This window comes from Vibrio fluminensis, from assembly GCF_015278125.1.
Taxonomy (GTDB): Bacteria; Pseudomonadota; Gammaproteobacteria; order Enterobacterales; family Vibrionaceae; genus Vibrio; species Vibrio fluminensis.
This window is the reverse complement of record NZ_JADILO010000024.1, coordinates 1-17,198: the sequence shown is the minus strand read 5'-3', so window position 1 is coordinate 17,198 and position 17,198 is coordinate 1. Positions and strand designations below refer to the sequence as shown.

Genomic DNA, 17,198 nt, shown 5'->3' with positions numbered 1-17,198 from the left:
AAAATTTTTGAAACCTTAAACTAAATCAACAAATACTAAAAATAATTGATAAAAAGGGGCGCGAAAATCGCGTCCCCTTCATTTATAGCTCAAAAATTACAGTAGTGCAGGAATACCAAACTGATCTTCAAGCATACCAACAGCAAGCATTGCAACTAGACAGATCACTAGTACGCCTACTGGAATTACGATTTTATCAACAAAACCTAGACGAGCAGCACGCTCTTTGTCGCCGATTAGACCGTTGTTGTCTAGTAGCATGGTTAGTGCCCAAGCTAGTACAGGGTTAACTACCGCAGAACCAAAGATACAGATACCTGCAGCTTGTGAGTCTTTAGAGTCTTTAACCATTTGCATACCCGCTTCTAGTAGAGGTAGAGATACACCTACTAGTAGTGCTACACGCATTACTGGTGGCCATACCGCTACGTCCATTGGGAAACCAAGGATAGCCACTGCCATTACGATTAGACCAAGAAGGATTGCACCGCCTGGAATAGGGCGTTTAGCGATCGCAGCTGGGATCATGTAAGTACCCCAAGATGAAGTGATGTTACCACCACCTACAGCTGTACCAACCATCTGACGGATAGAACACATAGTCATAGTGTCATCTACGTCCATAAGAACTTTTTCAGTCTTTTTAGGGTAGTTTAGCTCTTGGAAAATACGGTGACCTAGGAAATCTGGTGACCACATTGCTACCGCAAGAATTGCGAAAGGTAGAGACGCGATGAAGTGCTGCATGTTTGGAAGACCAAGCATCCAACCTTCTTCAGTGCTGCCCCACCAGTAAACTGGGTTTAGGTTAGGTAGACCTGGTTCAGTCACGAATTTGATATCGAAACCTGCACCAAATGCCAAAGCGATAGCAAGACCGGTGAAAGCACACACAGGGATAGCTAGCCAGCGTTTGTTTACTTTCGCAAGGTATGCGTAAAGAACGATAGTTACTGCTAGTACAACTAGACCAACGTAACCCATGCTGCCTGCTGCAACTGTGTCTGATTGAAGACCAACTGCCCACTCTTGAATCGAGGTGATTTGGCTCATTGTACCGGTTAGACCTAGGAAGATAAGCAAGCCACCTGCTGTACCTTCGGAGGTAAGGTTAACCAGTTTGGAACCACCTTTTAGGAAACTCAAGATCAGACCGAATACACCGATCAGGATTGCAAGAGCAAGAGGGTGAGCACCCGCTAGTGCGATAGTCGCGATAAGTGGGATCATCGGACCGTGGTTACCCGCAAGGTTTGCTTTCGGGTTAATGAAGCCAGATGCTAGAACACAGAATAGGAATGCAGGGATAAGCATCTCTACACGTGCAACTTCAATCGCAAACTCTTTACCAAGGTTTACGTGATCCCAAGCAGCTGTCAGACCTTCTGCCCAAGACATCATTACTGCTGAGTACATCGCGATGATGCCGATTGTACCCGCAAGAGCTGGAACTAAGTCCTCAAGCTCGAAACGGAAGTCACGGCCAGGTAGGTTTAAACCAAAGCGACGTGGCTTCATGATTTGAAGTTCGTGATCTAGGTAATCGGAACGTGATGCAAATTCCGATGACGGACGATGCAGCTCGCGATAGCTCTTGTTTTCGATATCCGAATCAGAGTGCGGCTTATTGACTGCGTCTGACATAGATTCCTCATATTAAAGTTAGTGATTTATTTTAAGTCGCTCGTTTGTTTTTGATATAAGCGACTGCGTAAAACGTCTGTTCATATACCTAGACCGCTTGAAGCGTGATATTCACTAATCTCACTACACAGTAATCTCTGTATTTTGAGGTTTAGTTCGTTAGTTGCCTAACAGTCACGACAAGTCGTTTAGGTATAGCTTCTTACAAGAAATCCTTTTTGCCCTTTAAGCGGCACGTATAGCATGTGCTTAAGAATAGACGAAGAAGCGGACAAAAAAGCGTCAGTTGAGGCTTTTGTCCGTCGGGAGTTTAACGTGCTAACCCTTAAGAGTGATTGATTTAGATCACTTTATGAAAGAATGTGAAAGAAAACTACGCAACATGGTTAAGGATTGACTTACTTTGCGCTTGAAACCTGAAAATTGCTTTCAAAATGTAACCTTGACCAAACCTGTAGTTTACTTTTTACCGCATAGTTGCAACATTTTTATCGGCGAATATTTGGAGCGGATTTTTGTGTGGTAAATGTTAAGTGAGTCAATTATCAGTTTCGCGACTCGCTTTGTCTTATGCATGCAATAAAGTACTAATAACTATATTGTGCTTATTTATTCATATAAAGTGTCTATATAACCAATTTGTGCAGGTTAATAATTTGTTGCATGTTTAAGGGGTTAGTGCTAGTTTGATGGCAAATGGAAGGATCCATGCAATCAAGCAGTAACAAATATATGCTTGACGAAGATAATATTACAGGGAGTAGCAGCGCATGAAAGATGTACCAGCGCTAAATATCAATAACTTGCACAAGACCTTCGGTCAAAATGAAGTTCTAAAAGGCATTTCTTTAGAAGCCCACAAAGGTGATGTTATCTCGATAATCGGTTCTTCCGGATCAGGTAAAAGTACCTTTTTACGTTGTATCAACCTTCTTGAAACCCATACAGACGGCGAAATCTGGGTCAATGGCGAATTGATTGAGATGAAAAACAACCGCCAAGGTGAAGCCGTTCCTGCGAATGAAAAACAAGTGCAACGAATCCGTTCTCGTTTAGCAATGGTATTCCAAGGGTTTAACCTATGGTCACATTTAACGGTACTTGAAAATGTGATCGAAGCTCCAGTTCATGTCTTAGGTGTGCCGAAGGCCCAAGCGATTGAAAATGCAGAATTGCTACTCAAGAAAGTTGGCTTGTACGAGCGCAAAGATTACTACCCTGGTCATTTATCTGGTGGGCAGCAGCAGCGTGCAGCGATAGCAAGAGCGTTAGCGGTCGACCCTGAGGTCATGCTATTTGATGAGCCAACTTCGGCACTTGACCCTGAGTTGGTTGGTGAAGTGCTTGGTGTAATGCGCGATCTTGCTGAGGAAGGACGCACCATGTTAGTGGTGACTCATGAGATGGCCTTTGCCCGTGACGTTTCAAATCATGTGATGTTTCTTCATCAAGGTTTGGTAGAGGAGCAGGGTGATCCTGCCAAATTATTTACCAGCCCTGAATCTGAGCGTTTGCAACAATTTATCTCGTCTATTTATTAACTGCCTTTCTTGAACTAAACAACAAGGCAGAGCAACACAACATCTAGTAATTATCTAATAAACACTAAAAATCACAGGAGTATGGAAATGAAAAAGTGGTTAGTAGTAGCGGCACTGGCAGCTACAACAGTGACAGGCATGGCACAAGCGAAAGATTGGAAGACAGTTCGTTTTGGCATTGAAGGTGCTTATCCTCCATTTAGCTGGACAGAAGCTGACGGTTCACTCAAAGGCTTTGATGTCGATATGGCCAACGCACTTTGTAAAGAGATGGAAGTTAAATGTAAGATCGTTCCTCAAGATTGGGATGGCATCATTCCTTCTCTGCTTGCGCGTAAATACGATGCAATTATCGCAGCAATGTCGATTACTGAAGAGCGTAAAAAGAAAATTGACTTCACTGGCAAATACGCACTTATTCCAAACAAATTTATTGCCAAGAAAGATGCGGGTCTAAATTTTGACAACCTTGATGGTGTAAAGATCGGCGTGCAACGTGCGACCACTCACGATAAGTACCTAACAGACAATTACGATAAAGTTGAGATTGTTCGTTACGGTTCATTTGATGAAGCGTACCTTGATCTTGCAAATGGTCGAATTGCAGCAGTACTGGGTGATGCTTCTGCCTTAGAAGAAGGTGTACTCAATGCTAAGGGTGGTGACGGTTATGAGTTCGTTGGTCCATCTCTAACGGATCCACAATGGTTCGGCGAGGGTTTTGGTATTGCAGTTCGTAAGCAAGACAAAGATCTGACTAAGAAACTCGATGAAGCGATTTTGTCTTTGCGTGAAAAAGGTATCTACCAAGAGATCGCGGCTAAATACTTCAACTACGACGTTTACGGTCAGTAAACGCTAGCCAATTAAGCTCGGTAGGTAACGAGCGATTGGCTCTCTGCGACCGTTGGCTTGTTCCTAGATGTAGCCAGCGGTCGAACTTTAGTTTAGGGAAAGGAACTCACCTATGCTGGATCTTCAAGGATATGAAGCCTCCATTTTAAAAGGGGCACAGGTCACGATAGAAGTGGCACTCTTGTCCCTTTTGCTTGCCGTTATTCTGGGAATGCTTGGCGCATTAGCAAAGCTAGCCCCTTATCGCTGGGCTCGTGCTATTGCCACCCTTTACACCACTATCATTCGCGGAATTCCCGATCTGGTATTAATGATGCTGATCTTCTTCGGCGGACAGATATTATTGAATAACAGCCTTTACTCGATTAATGAATGGCTGAACGAATGGTTTACCTCAAGCAACCCAGACCATGAATGGGTTTCTTACCTTCCTGATTATATTGATGTTAGTCCGTTTATCGCTGGCGTTTTGACCATTGGCTTTATCTTTGGTGCTTATATGGCGGAAACTTTCCGTGGTGCGATCATGGCGGTGGATAAGGGCGAATTAGAAGCAGCGAAAGCCTACGGCATGAGTTCGACGTTGGCATTTCGCCGTATTTTGTTCCCGCAAATGGTTCGCCATGCGTTACCAGGCTTCGGTAATAACTGGCTGGTATTGCTGAAAACCACCGCGTTGGTTTCGATTATTGGCTTAGAAGATATGGTTAGGGTAAGCGCATTGGCAGCAGGCTCAACAAAAATGCCATTTACCTTCTATATGGCCGTCGCAATCATCTTCCTATTTTTTACCAGCGTCTCTACCGGCTTGCTTAAACTGGTTGAACGTAAATTCAGTATACATGCGAGGTAGAAAATGGACTTTTCATTGATTATTGAGAGCTTCCCTATCTATTTAGAAGGGCTTTGGACCACTTTCTGGCTGGTTGGTTTGGCGCTTATCTTAGGTTTGTTGGTCGCGATACCTTTGGCAATCACCCGCAATAGCCGCAACTATCTTTTGATGCTACCAAGCTGGGGATACATCTACTTTTTCCGTGGCACACCGCTGCTAGTCCAGCTTTACCTAATTTACTACGGTATGGATCAATTTTTTCCAGTAAAAGATACCTTATGGGAAAACGCTTGGTTCTGCGCGCTGGTCGCCTTTGTGCTTAATACTTCTGCTTACACTGCCGAAATTATTCGCGGTGCAATCAATGGATTACCAAAAGGAGAAGTTGAAGCAGCCAAGGCGTATGGCATGAGCACGTTTATGACTTATCGCCGTATCATTTTGCCTAGCGCTTTGCGTCGTGCACTGCCAGCTTACAGCAATGAAGTGATTTTCATGCTGCATGGTAGTGCGGTGGCAGGTATTGTGACCATTCTTGATCTCACCGGTGCGGCGCGTTTGGTGAACTCTCGTTACTACGCGCCATTTGAGTCATTCCTCACAGCTGGCTTGTTCTATATGGCGCTGACTTTCTTAATTCTGTGGATTTTCAAAAATGCTGAGAAACGTTTCTTAGCCTACCTTAGACCTTTAAGCTGAGACGTATTGACCGACTAAAAACGCCCCACATTGTATTGCACAATGTGGGGCGTTATCGATTATAAAGAGTGGTTAGGCATCAATTGGCCGTTAACGTTACGACATCATCGTAGACGCGTCGTTCCCAACTGGTAACTTCCCCTTGTTTGTTCATAATTGGGAAGACATAGACGGGTGCAATTTCAGTCGTCCATACGCCTTGGTTATTTTGGAATACGTTGACTTCCATGTGTCCGTAGTGCTTACCACCACTAATCAGCTGTTTATCTTGCCAGACTTCTGGAGAGTCAAGATGAGCTAAGAATTGTTGGTATGGATTATCTAAATCAGTTTTGTATTTTCCATCTTCACCGAAGTAAGGGCCGCGTAAACCGTCACCGCCGATACCGGTATCGTAAAAATGGACACCATCAACAAGTGAGTGCTCGTACATCTCATCGTGTCCAGCAAACACCGCATCGACGCCATACTTAGCAAACAGAGGTGTGAGCACACGAACTGGTACACCAGATTGATTATCTTGACCATTGTCAAAGCCGCCATTACCCGTCGGGAATCCGTGAGGGCCTACAGAATATGGAACATGGTGGAACTGAACAAAGGTAAATTGACTGTTCTTCTGTGCATCCGCGAGTTGTTTCTCCAGCCAGACATATTGCTCAGAACCTGGGTTAAAGTCAGGAGCGTTAACGCCTGGCAAACGCCAGTTGGTATCCTTGTCAGTTTTATCTTCTTTGCCGTCAGACGTGTCGAGAGTAATAAAGGTGATTGGACCGTAATCAATACGATAGAAGCGATCTTTGTATGCCTCGACTTCGCTGCCGTTATCTGGAACGTCAAAATAGGCTTTGTATCGAGCAATCGCTTGTAGAGCCAATTCAGTATTGTACTCTTTCATACCGCCATCAGGGCCGGGGTAGTTTTCGTGATTGCCGAGCGCAGGGAAGAGTGGCACGTACGAGGCGATGTTATTGTACTCGCCAGCGTTATGACGCCAGAATTCATCCCAGTCGCGCTGTTCATTGCCAGATTCGACTAGGTCTCCAGCGATGGCGATGAAGTTGGGTTGACGTTCAATCATCACTCGAATGTTCTCTTGGTAACCTGTGGTTTGATCAACAAGATATTGACGATCAAAGTCTCCATAAGGTTCTGACCAACGTCTGGTCTTGCCCGTAGATTCAGGCTCTGTTTCTGAGTCTGAATACACCACAAATCGGACATCGCCATCTTTGCTTGGCACCGTAGTGAAGTGAGCACTGTATTTTTCATCACCTTGCTCAACGACATATTCATATTGGGTGCCAGGCGCGAGGCCATCGACTTTTACACTGTGGATATAAGGTGTGGCGGTGTCGGGGCTATATTTTTCAATTTCGGTCGGATAGTAATTTAGCTCCTTTGCTTGTTGAGGAGACGATTTGACCGATTTACTAAAATCTTCCCCTGAAACCACCACTTCACCCGCATTGCTGTCGGTGGTAACCCACATAATAGTCATGCTGGTATTGGTAGGGTTTTGGAGGTAGGGGCGTACTTTGAAAGCATCTTGTTCAGATGCCGATGTTGTAAAACTTATGCTAGCCAAAATTAAAGCGCTAAGTAGTGTTTTCTTCATAACTTGACCTCGTATGCTATTGCTAACAATGGCGATTAAAAGGGTAGAGAAATATATGAATTACTAGGTACACATCAGATTTACGATTGGTTGCGAGATGATTATGTCAGGAGCAGAAAATGAATGTAAAAGCAGGATCACAACTCGCTGCATTTGTCTAAAAACTGAGAATATGCTTTCGATTGGAGGAGAATGAAAGTTGAGAGCTAGATGATTTCTCAGTCTATCATTGAGAAATTGGAGAGGGGCACAAAAATAGACTGCGACAAGTGAAAGTGTTGTTGTTTGAACTAGCCGAAAAAAGCGTCGTTTATCTGAGGTGCGAGTTCACAAAATAAGACAAAGGCGTTTAATCTGCGTCGTCAATGTAATACTTGGGAGAACCATGAAACGCAGAGGTCACACCAAGCTATCTAGGCGTTTTAATCTTGCTATGTGGTAGCGATTTACATTCCTTTAAATAAGCCTTGCTGAGCACGACTGACGGCAAGTTTATGGCCAGCCATTTTTACATACATGCGGCCAGTAAAATCTTTAGTGACTTTATCAATTGCTGCCACTCTCACCACCGTCGAACGGTGAATTTTCCAAAACAAATCAGGATCGAGTTGTTGCAGTAGTTCTTTAATTGGAGTGCGGATCAGATACTCACTTTCATCGGTATAAATCGATACGTACTTCTCTTCGGCTTTGAAGTAGAGTACGTCATTGGTTGAAATCAGATGAATGTCATCACCTTGAGCGGCTTTAATCCATCGAAGGTATTGCTGCTGCTTTGGTGTCAGTTGGCTGATTTGTGCCAATAGATGATTGATATCAGGGGCTTGCTTGTTGCTCTTGGCGTGTAAATGTTGCTGAAGCTTTTGACAGCAATGTTCAAGGCGTTCTTCATTGATGGGCTTAAGCAAGTAATCAAGCGCATTTTGCTCAAAAGCATTAATGGCATATTGATCAAAAGCGGTGACAAACACCACTAATGGCTGCTGCTCAAGTTGAACAAGTTGTTTAGCTACCGCCATGCCATCCAACTCAGGCATACGAATATCAAGAAAGACAATATCTGGAGTATATTGGACGATTTTTTCCAGTGCTTGTTTACCATCTCCGCAGGTCGCAACTATCTCTAAGTCTGGCCACACTTCCGATAAGCTTTTGTCTAAGTGGTGACGTAAGAGAGGCTCATCGTCGGCGATAATTGCGGTGATTGAATTCATGCTGTTGTTCCCTTTACTGCGTGGTGAGCCGTTTGCGTGACCTCTTTTGGCATTGAAATCGTGACGCAAAAACCACCTTGTTCCGGTTGTGTAACGACGACACTGCCGTTCTGCTCATAAAGACCTTTGATTCTTTGCTTAATATTACTTAATCCAATGCCGTGTCCTTTAGTGTGTGGATTTTCACTAATACCAATGCCGTTGTCGCTGACACGAACAACCATGTTTCCTTCTTGGCTAAATATGCACACGGTAATCGTGCCGCCAACCGCTTTTGGCTCTATGCCGTGTTGAATCGCGTTTTCGACTAGTGGTTGAATCAACATCGGTGGCAGAGTGGTCTGCTGGAGTTGTGGGTCAACGTCAATACTAAATTGTAAGCGCTCATCCAAACGAATTTTTTGAATCGCCAGATACGCGTCGAGTTGTCGAACTTCATCTGCCACTGTGGTTTCGGTGCGTCGAGAGTTGGTCAATGTTGTGCGTAGCAGATCGGTGAGTTTATCGACCATCATCCGTGCCTTATCGACATCTTGTGACATTAGCGCACTAATATTAGCCAATGTATTGAATAAAAAATGTGGTTCAATTTGGCTCTGCATTTGCATTAATTGGCTGAGAATTAGTGCTTTTTCTTGCTCAGCTTGCTTACGTTTGGTCTCTTCCAATTGCTTATCGGCAATTGCCATTTGCTCTCGGTTATAAAAATAGTAAAAGCACATCCCAGAGAATACGATACCAAGCATCACCACGGGCAGCAGTTCAGACAGATTAGAACCGAAATAGCTACTGAGCCAGAACCAAGCGTTGAGTGAGCCTAAAATTATCGACATCGTTAGAGATAACGCTGTTTCAATGATGTGGTTTAGGCTGGGGAATAGGCTGGTGAGAAAAAGTGAAGATAGCAGCGCTGCGTAACCATAGCCAAAACTGGTCATTACATGTACATAAGCCTCACCGGCCCACACTGTGTAAGTCGTGACAGCAACGAATAGACAAAATAAGCTAGTAATTATGAAATTGCGCCAACGGGGGCAAATGACTAAATTCGACACGTCCACTAGAATTTTCCTTTAAGCGTAAAAGTGAGTGTATGGCTTTGATTAATCTGTGCGTAAGCAGAATCGCTTTTTCCGCTCAAAAAGCGTGCAGTGAATTCCAAATCAACCGAAGCGTAGCCAGTATCAATCCATTGGTATGTGAGCCACTGGGTGGCAATGACGCCACCATCTTGTGGCGAGATCAATAAGTCGACTTTTGGCGTTACGTCGCCAAGCCAAGCCCAATGGCTGTTTTCTTGCCACTGGAGCCATGCATTGGTATCCCAACTCCAATGGAGCAATATACTGTGCTCGGTTAAGTTGTAATGGCTGAGACCTTGAGCATAAGAGTGAGCTAAGGAGGAGGATTGAGTGATATTTTGTAGCGCGTGGGCTTGGTTTTGTGCTTTGTGCCACTGTTCATCGCTCCAAGCACGGCTGTCGTACCAATATTCACCGATAAAACTGTGTCCACCAAGAGTGGTGTAGGTGGAACCGAGCAGAGTTTGCCAAGCAGAACCTTGTTGCGAGAGCTCAACTGCGTGCCGTGGTTGGGTGGGCAAAGAAAACTGCTTATGTTGTTTTTGCCATAGCGCTTCGACATGAAATTCCCAAGCGGGATTGGGTACCGACACCCAGCTTGCTCCGAGGCTGCCATGACGCACGTCGTCATAATAAGCAATTAACTGGTATTCGGCATTGTCGTGCAATCCGTAGCGTCTAACGCCAATACCTTGTTGTTGGTTTTCTGCGTTAAACGGTTCGGCATCATTGTCTGTCCAATGGGAATTGGTATAGAGCAATGTCCACTCACCGCTTTCATCAAAGGAAGCGAGACTTGCAACACTAGCACCTTCTTCGATACTCAACCCGATCGGGTTTTGGCGATAAGGCTTGAACATATCGAGTGGGCGATAACCATAGCTAACGCCATAGTCGAGGCGTATTTTCCCCAGTGAAAAATCATAACTGTGCTCCGCGACATCCAACGTGCTTTGCCATGCAAGCTCACGGACAATCAACTGGTTGTGGCTATCTTCAAGCCAGCGATGATTTTCATCTTGGTAAACGCCTTGGCTATAAAGAGCCAACAAGCCGATCCACTGACCATAGCTAGCCCCTACATCCAGTAGCGCATCGAGCCGAGACTGCTCGTCGTTATTCGGCTTAATAAAGGCACTCTCACGCAGCTGATCATGTTTTGCCGATAGCGCCCAATCCCAACTGAGTTGCAACGCATCGGCTTTGATGTCATAAGACATGGTCGAAAAAATCACTATCGATAGTAAGCGCAACATGGTTACAGCTCCGTGGTACTATTACGTGCGAGGAAGCTCGGGTTATAGTACTTATCTGCCAACGTCATAGGGGTAACGGATTGATACTCAATCACGGTTTTCTTACTTGGCTGAATAGCATCAGACAAGCTCATGGCGGTCACGGCGAGTCGGTTGTTGCGAACGCCTCGAATGAAAATGGCCTGCTTAGCTAGTTTTCCTGAGAGTAGATACAAATCTGCTTTAATTGGAAAACCGGTGTCTTTTTCTAGCCAAAGCGCTATTTTTTGATAGCTCGCACTGCTTGTTTTCGCGACGAGAACCAGTTGATGGCTTTGATACGAAAGCCCATTTTGGTCATTGACCTGAGTATCATTGACCCACTTACCTTGATAATCTTGGTTCCAAGTGAGAGAACTGATATCGCCAACTGACGCCTCACCAAGCAACTTTTGCATTGGTGTAATACGAATAGGGCGACGGCTTTTCGGCATTTGCAGCCAAAAGTTATCTTGCAGCATCAGCATTTTTTGCCCCGCTTCCACCGCAGATTTAAACACCACTAAAGACTCTCGATTGGGTCTCGAGTAGACATTGTACTGACGGGTTTTGTCGAGCAGCTGATTCTGATAAAGAGAGACGATTGAGACCACTTTGGCGGACTCTTCACTCAGTCGGTAGTCATCCGCTTTGCTAATCAGTTGGTCGACCTGTGCTTGGTTAAGCTCGGCATAGCTACTCGCGACCGGACCAAGCATGGCTAATAGGGACAGGCAGAGCTTAATCATTGGAGAACGTGATTGAGATTGAGTAGGTTTAAACATGGATAAGAGCCTCGATAATAGGGGTGTTTACGCCTTTTCGTGCCGAAAAAAAGGCGGCGATTAAACAGATCAGCATCACACCAGTTGATGCGACTATCGCGAGTTCAATAGAGAAGTAGATCGTCAGCGGGTAGCCTTCAGTCATTCCTGGAGGGGGCGGCATTTGAATGTCGGCAACAGTGAGGAATAGGGTTAACAAACCTGCCAACAGCGCACCAATTATGCTGCCTATTATGGCGAGCAGACCCGCCTCACGGATAAAGCCGCCAATGATTTCATTTGGGTAGCAGCCAAGCGCAGACAGCGTGCCAATCTCTCGTGTACGCTCGGTTACCGACATGATCATGGTGTTGTATAGTGAGACAAAAACCACCATAGCCATGATTGCGCCGATGATGCCAAAGATGCGGTCATAGAGGCTTTTCACGTTTTGGTAGAAAAATGCGCGCTCATGCCATGGTGTGAATTGTAGAGATTGTGCATGGTTGGCGAGCAGGGCAGCGATATCTTGCTGAGCGAGTTCGGTTTGCGCTAATTCGAACAAGAATACTGAAATGGTGCTGATTTTTTGGCTGTTGAGTAGCTCTTGCGCTGTGTCGATGTGGATATAAAGCTGACGTTTGTCGAGTTCAGGAATTCCCGTTGAGTAGATACCGCGAACTTTGAAATCAAACGCATTCAACGCGCCATCAGTAGTGGTAGCGAGTAAAGTGACCCAGTCACCGATTGTGACATTAAGATTATTGGCTAAATCTGTACCTAACATTACTTCTGGCTCAGCGGCGTCGTATCGAGGTGAACGTAGATTCGAAAGTGTTTTCCCTTCACGTACATCAAGAAAAGGACCTTTCATATCAAATTCACGATCATTAACGCCTCGTCCAACGTAGATTGTCGACTTGTTACCGTTTGATATCAGTCCGGTAAAGTCAATGCTCGGTTGAACACCACGTACATAATCTAATGCCATCACTCGATTGATAAGCGATTGGGTGTGATCTAACCCGTTTGCTAAAGGCATCTCTTCTTCTTTTTCAAAATAGCCGGGTGTTGAGATAATCACATGACCGACATCGCGCGCGGTTGATTGCTCTAAACTGTCGTAGGTGTAGAGGCCAAAACCACCAATACTGGTTAAAGCAAATATCGTAATGGCGATGATCAGAATCGACAGCAAGCTACGACGCTGGTTACGCCTTAGATTTAACCAAGCGAGGCGTAGTGTGTCAGGGAAAAAACGGTTGATTAGCTGGCCCATGAAATCACCTTTTCACTCGATTGAATCGGGTTGAGTTCGCCATCGAGCAGCTCGATGGTTCGGTCACAACGAGAGGCCATGCGTGGGTCATGAGTGGCGACTAAAAAGGTGGTGTTCATCTCATGTCCGAGGCGGCGCATGATATCGACCACGATGTTGGCAGTTTTACTGTCTAAACTGGCGGTGGGCTCATCCGCAATCACCAGCGAGGGTTTGTGTACTAAGGCGCGGGCGATAGCGACGCGTTGCTGTTGCCCACCGGAAAGGTGGTCTGGTCGGTGTTCGAGATAATCCTCGAGACCGACCAAACGCAACATTTGCGTCGCTTGCAGATGTTGCTCTTTTTTGCTGACGCCGTTAAGCATCAAAGGGTAAGCGACGTTCTCAAGTGCGCTCATCACAGGGATAAGATTAAAACGCTGGAATATAAAACCAAGTTGGGAGCGGCGCAGTTGTGCGGCTGGTTTGGCCCTCTTGGGTAGTGGCTTGCCATGGAGTAATACTTCACCTTGATATTGCGTATCTAACAAGCCGAGAACGTTGAGTAACGTGCTTTTGCCACTGCCTGAAGGTCCGCATAGAGCAACCATTTCACCTGCTTCAATCTCACCTGATACGTCCGCTAGCGCAGGAACTGTTTGTCTACCGAGTTGGTAATGGCGCTGAATATGGTTAAACGCAATCATGATCGTTCCTCTTGGTTAATGAGCGATTAGTGCTTGAGCAGCTTGGGTTTGTGGATGTGTTGAATCCGCGTGAGCCATAACAGAAAGCCACTCTTTCGCTTGGGTTAAATCTTCTGATTTCAGTGCGGCTGCAATACCTGTGTGATAAACCCAGGCTGTGGCAGCAAAAGGTTGTTGAGCAAAACGTGGATCGTTGAGTAGCTGCAAGTAGAGGTCATAGCCACGTTCAAAGTGGTTAAAGAAATCCGGTAAAGATGTGTAAGTTACGGCAGCCATCGCTTGAGTAAGATAGGCCTCAGGTAAACCTTGAATACGTTGCTGCTGATTGATGTCTTGCGGTAATGAATCAATCAAAGCCACCGCTTTGGCAATCGTTGCTAAACCTTGTTCGGTGTACTTCATTTTGTTCCACGGCATAAAGGCATCGCGACCTTGTAATGTTTGCGTGCTGCCGAGATAGACCAAGCTTAAAGGTTTTGCTCCTTGCTCTTTAATCAGTGCATTGAGTTGGTCATAAACAGTCTCTACTAAAGCTTCGTTGCCTTCTGCTGCTTGGTTGTAATTCGCCAAAATGTCAGGGGTAGGGTTAGCGTAAAGGTTGAAGCTGGTCGTTGCAGAGATGATAGCGCCAGTGAGGAGAGTTATTACTGATTTCATCGTTCTAAGTCCTTGTCCTTTTTGGATGCACTTAGAATATGAATATGGTGTCGGCGCTGCATGATAATGCGACAAACGGTTGAATCGCTCGATAAATGGTTAACCACGTAGGACGAATGGAAAAAGCGCCCAGTAATGGACGTAATCGAGTGAAAGCTATGCGCTTAGAGCAATAAAAATACATACACAAACAAAGCAAACGTTTGTTTGTGCGAAAAATAATACCTACTGTTTTTGTGCTTATTCTCACACATTTATGGGCAAACGTTTGCACTAAATAAACAAGTGTTTATATTACAAACAATTGTTTGGTTGTGCAGCGGTTGCACCCAATGGAATGAGGTCACAATGACAGAGCGAGAAAATGAAATTCTGGCACTGATTAAGCAAGATCCGATGATTGCGCAGCAAACGCTGGCTGACAAATTAGGGTTAAGCCGCAGTGCTGTCGCAGGTCATATTATGAACCTGACTCGTAAAGGTTTTATTCAGGGAAAAGGCTATGTGATTGCGCCCGAACGCTACGCGGTAGTCATCGGTGGTGCCAACATGGACTTATGCGGTCTTGCTCGTAATGAGTTGGTGTTTGGCGATTCAAACCCAGGCGTGCTAACTAGCAGCGCTGGTGGTGTGGGACGCAACATTGCCGATAACCTTGGTCGCCTAGGCAGCAAAGTACAGTTTGTCGGAGCCGTTGGTGACGATAAATGGGGTGAGCAACTTAAGCAAGCTTGCCATCTTGCCAATGTTAGTGTTGATCATTGCTTGACGGTTACCGGCGCCACCACCAGTAGCTATTTATCCATTCATGGGCCTGATGGTGAGATGCATATTGCTCTCAATGATATGGCTCTGATCGAACAGTTGAACAGTGAAACATTGGCTGCTCGTGATGGAGTACTGAGCCGCAGCGGTGCGTTGATTCTTGATGCTAACTTATCGGACAGTGCGCTTGATTATCTGTTTAGCGTTCATAGTGATAAACCGATATTTGTTGATCCGGTTTCGTCGGTAAAAGCACGTAAGCTGGAACCATATCTTGACCGTATTCACACTCTAAAACCAAACAAAATTGAAGCTGAACTGCTCTCGGGTATTCAAATCGAGTCATTGGAGCAGCTTCCAGACGTCGCACAAGCTCTACACCAAAAAGGTGTTAAGCGACTACTGATCAGCTTGGGCAGCCAAGGGGCATTCTCAAGTACCGAAACAGAGCAAAGATTTATTTCACCTTCGGCCACGCAAGTAAATAACGTTACTGGGGCTGGGGATGCATTAATGGCTGGTCTGGCTCATGGATTCATGAGCGACTGGTCTTGGTCACAAAGTGTCGATTTTGCCCTAGCGGCAGCCTGTTTGGCACTTAAGAGTGACAAAACGATTAACACCACTATGTCTGAACATGCAGTACAACGTCAATTAGAGGAAAGCTCACAATGTTAGAGAATTATGTAGATATTCAACCAGAAGTTGCAGAGGCACTTGTTAATAATCGCCCAGTTGTGGCTTTAGAGTCGACGATCATTTCTCACGGTATGCCTTACCCACGTAACGTTGAAACTGCGCTGTTGGTTGAGCAAACTATTCGCGATCAAGGTGCAATTCCTGCGACTATCGCAATTATTGGCGGTCGCCTAAAAGTGGGTCTAGATGAAGAGCAAATTCGTCACCTAGGTCAAGCAGGTAGTGCGGTAACTAAAGTAAGCCGTCGTGACATTCCATTTATGGTTGCAGGCAAGAAAGATGGTGCAACAACCGTAGCTGCGACGATGATCATCGCAGAAATGGCAGGTATCAAGGTATTTGCAACTGGCGGCATCGGTGGTGTTCACCGCGGTGCGCAAGAGACATTTGATATCTCTGCTGACCTACAAGAACTTGCTAATACTAACGTTGCTGTTGTTTGTGCGGGCGCGAAATCGATTCTTGATCTTGCTCTAACTCGCGAATACTTAGAAACTCAAGGTGTACCGGTAATTGGCTACCAAACTGACAGCCTACCAGCGTTCTACACCCGTGAAAGTGAGCACGGTATTGATTACCGCCTAGACAGCGCTGATGAAATTGCTATCGCATTAAAAGCGAAGTGGGAAATGGGTCTGAAAGGTGGCGTAGTTATCGCTAACCCAATTCCTCATGAGTTTGCAATGTCTCCACAAGTAATCACGGATGCGATTGAAACAGCACTTAAAGAAGCGGAAGAGCAGGGCATTTTCGGTAAAGAATCAACGCCATTCCTATTAGCTCGCGTATGCGAACTAACTGGTGGTAACAGTCTAGACTCTAACATTCAGTTAGTACTGAATAACGCACGTCTTGGCGCAAATATCGCGAAGCAATACTGCGCATAATTTGCTCAGCTAATAGAAAACTATTAAACAAACGAAACCGAGGCCATATCGTCTCGGTTTTTTTGTACCCGATCAGATCAAAGAAGCGGTTAATTCGCACATAACTGCTATTTAAGCTGTGGTAGCATCGCCATAAATTAATACCGAGGTTTATGAAAATGTCGTCAGATTTTTACGGAAGCAGTGCTGCCTACAAACGCAATGAAAGCGATTATCGTGAACGCGCCCTCAAACTATACCCATGGGTGTGTGGTAGCTGCGCACGTGAATTCGTTTACTCAAACTTACGTGAGCTAACCGTGCATCACAAAGATCACGACCACACCAACAATCCAGCCGATGGCAGTAACTGGGAGCTACTTTGCTTGTATTGTCACGACCATGAGCACAGCAAATACCTAGAGCATGATCGCTACGGCAGTGAAGTTCAACCTGGCCAAGATGAGCACAAAGCTGCAACTCATAACCCGTTTGCAGATCTAGCGGCGATGATGAAAAAGGGCAAGTAATTGCGCTTGCGTTAATATTGAATGTGAGACCCAGCGTGTAGTGCGCTGGGTCTTTTTTTTCGTGCGCCGAGCATGGCGTTGATCTAGGAGGTGAAAGTCCTCTACGGGCTCAGTCGAGCGAGAACCGTTAGCCTATGCAAGGGTGTTCACCGTGAGGTGAAATCTGAAGGAAGCAAATGGTAAAACTTGG

At 45.4% G+C, this 17,198-nt stretch carries 16 protein-coding genes; 7 read left to right on the top strand and 9 right to left on the bottom strand.

All coding sequences use genetic code 11. From position 1 onward, the window contains the following. Window positions 1–96: 96 nt before the first annotated feature. The gene (locus IRQ95_RS15210) at window positions 97–1,644 is read right to left on the bottom strand and encodes a DUF3360 family protein (protein WP_194437718.1); all 1,548 of its coding nucleotides are present in this window, start codon (window positions 1,642–1,644) and stop codon (window positions 97–99) included. A gap of 770 nt (window positions 1,645–2,414) precedes the next feature. On the opposite strand from IRQ95_RS15210, the gene IRQ95_RS15205 reads away from it, so the two are divergent. The 4 genes from IRQ95_RS15205 (at window position 2,415) to IRQ95_RS15190 (ending at window position 5,574) form a co-directional block, all read left to right on the top strand. Then, window positions 2,415–3,185, top strand: coding sequence for an ABC transporter ATP-binding protein (locus IRQ95_RS15205; RefSeq protein ID WP_194437717.1), 771 nt, complete (start codon window positions 2,415–2,417; stop codon window positions 3,183–3,185). Between the two features lie 87 nt (window positions 3,186–3,272). After that, window positions 3,273–4,040 (top strand): ABC transporter substrate-binding protein, encoded by a 768-nt coding sequence (locus tag IRQ95_RS15200; RefSeq protein ID WP_194437716.1) that lies wholly within the window; start codon window positions 3,273–3,275, stop codon window positions 4,038–4,040. Window positions 4,041–4,152: 112 nt separating this feature from the next. Further along, window positions 4,153–4,893 (top strand): ABC transporter permease, encoded by a 741-nt coding sequence (locus IRQ95_RS15195; protein WP_194437715.1) that lies wholly within the window; start codon window positions 4,153–4,155, stop codon window positions 4,891–4,893. Between the two features lie 3 nt (window positions 4,894–4,896). After that, window positions 4,897–5,574 (top strand): ABC transporter permease, encoded by a 678-nt coding sequence (locus IRQ95_RS15190; RefSeq protein WP_194437714.1) that lies wholly within the window; start codon window positions 4,897–4,899, stop codon window positions 5,572–5,574. A gap of 79 nt (window positions 5,575–5,653) precedes the next feature. Here the strand turns inward: IRQ95_RS15190 and IRQ95_RS15185 are convergent, their stop codons facing one another. From IRQ95_RS15185 to IRQ95_RS15150, 8 genes are all read right to left on the bottom strand, one after another. After that, complete coding sequence (locus tag IRQ95_RS15185) at window positions 5,654–7,192, bottom strand: purple acid phosphatase family protein (RefSeq protein ID WP_194437713.1); 1,539 nt, start codon at window positions 7,190–7,192, stop codon at window positions 5,654–5,656. 446 nt (window positions 7,193–7,638) lie between these two features. After that, on the bottom strand, window positions 7,639–8,406 hold the full coding sequence (locus IRQ95_RS15180; protein ID WP_194437712.1) for a LytR/AlgR family response regulator transcription factor: 768 nt from the start codon (window positions 8,404–8,406) through the stop codon (window positions 7,639–7,641). Continuing rightward, window positions 8,403–9,467, bottom strand: coding sequence for a sensor histidine kinase (locus IRQ95_RS15175; RefSeq protein ID WP_348541616.1), 1,065 nt, complete (start codon window positions 9,465–9,467; stop codon window positions 8,403–8,405). Before IRQ95_RS15175 ends, IRQ95_RS15180 begins: the two co-directional genes overlap by 4 nt. Continuing rightward, a complete protein-coding gene (locus IRQ95_RS15170; RefSeq protein WP_194437711.1) occupies window positions 9,467–10,744 on the bottom strand; it encodes a hypothetical protein in 1,278 nt (425 codons plus the stop codon). The genes IRQ95_RS15175 and IRQ95_RS15170 overlap by 1 nt, the downstream gene beginning before the upstream one ends. Window positions 10,745–10,746: 2 nt before the next feature. Beyond that, entirely contained in the window at window positions 10,747–11,547 is an 801-nt protein-coding gene (locus IRQ95_RS15165) for an outer membrane lipoprotein-sorting protein (protein WP_194437710.1), read from the bottom strand. Then, a complete protein-coding gene (locus IRQ95_RS15160; protein ID WP_194437709.1) occupies window positions 11,540–12,805 on the bottom strand; it encodes an ABC transporter permease in 1,266 nt (421 codons plus the stop codon). The genes IRQ95_RS15165 and IRQ95_RS15160 overlap by 8 nt, the downstream gene beginning before the upstream one ends. Continuing rightward, a complete protein-coding gene (locus IRQ95_RS15155; RefSeq protein WP_194437708.1) occupies window positions 12,793–13,491 on the bottom strand; it encodes an ABC transporter ATP-binding protein in 699 nt (232 codons plus the stop codon). Before IRQ95_RS15155 ends, IRQ95_RS15160 begins: the two co-directional genes overlap by 13 nt. A 15-nt stretch (window positions 13,492–13,506) precedes the next feature. Then, window positions 13,507–14,148, bottom strand: a complete 642-nt coding sequence (locus IRQ95_RS15150; RefSeq protein ID WP_194437707.1) for a hypothetical protein — start codon at window positions 14,146–14,148, stop codon at window positions 13,507–13,509. Between the two features lie 348 nt (window positions 14,149–14,496). Here IRQ95_RS15150 and IRQ95_RS15145 point away from each other — a divergent pair, with 348 nt between their 5' ends. From IRQ95_RS15145 to IRQ95_RS15135, 3 genes are all read left to right on the top strand, one after another. Then, window positions 14,497–15,591 (top strand): PfkB family carbohydrate kinase, encoded by a 1,095-nt coding sequence (locus IRQ95_RS15145; protein ID WP_194437706.1) that lies wholly within the window; start codon window positions 14,497–14,499, stop codon window positions 15,589–15,591. After that, window positions 15,585–16,499, top strand: a complete 915-nt coding sequence (locus IRQ95_RS15140) for a pseudouridine-5'-phosphate glycosidase (RefSeq protein ID WP_194437705.1) — start codon at window positions 15,585–15,587, stop codon at window positions 16,497–16,499. Before IRQ95_RS15145 ends, IRQ95_RS15140 begins: the two co-directional genes overlap by 7 nt. Before the next feature lie 158 nt (window positions 16,500–16,657). Further along, window positions 16,658–17,008 (top strand): YajD family HNH nuclease, encoded by a 351-nt coding sequence (locus IRQ95_RS15135; RefSeq protein ID WP_194437704.1) that lies wholly within the window; start codon window positions 16,658–16,660, stop codon window positions 17,006–17,008. Window positions 17,009–17,198: the final 190 nt, after the last annotated feature.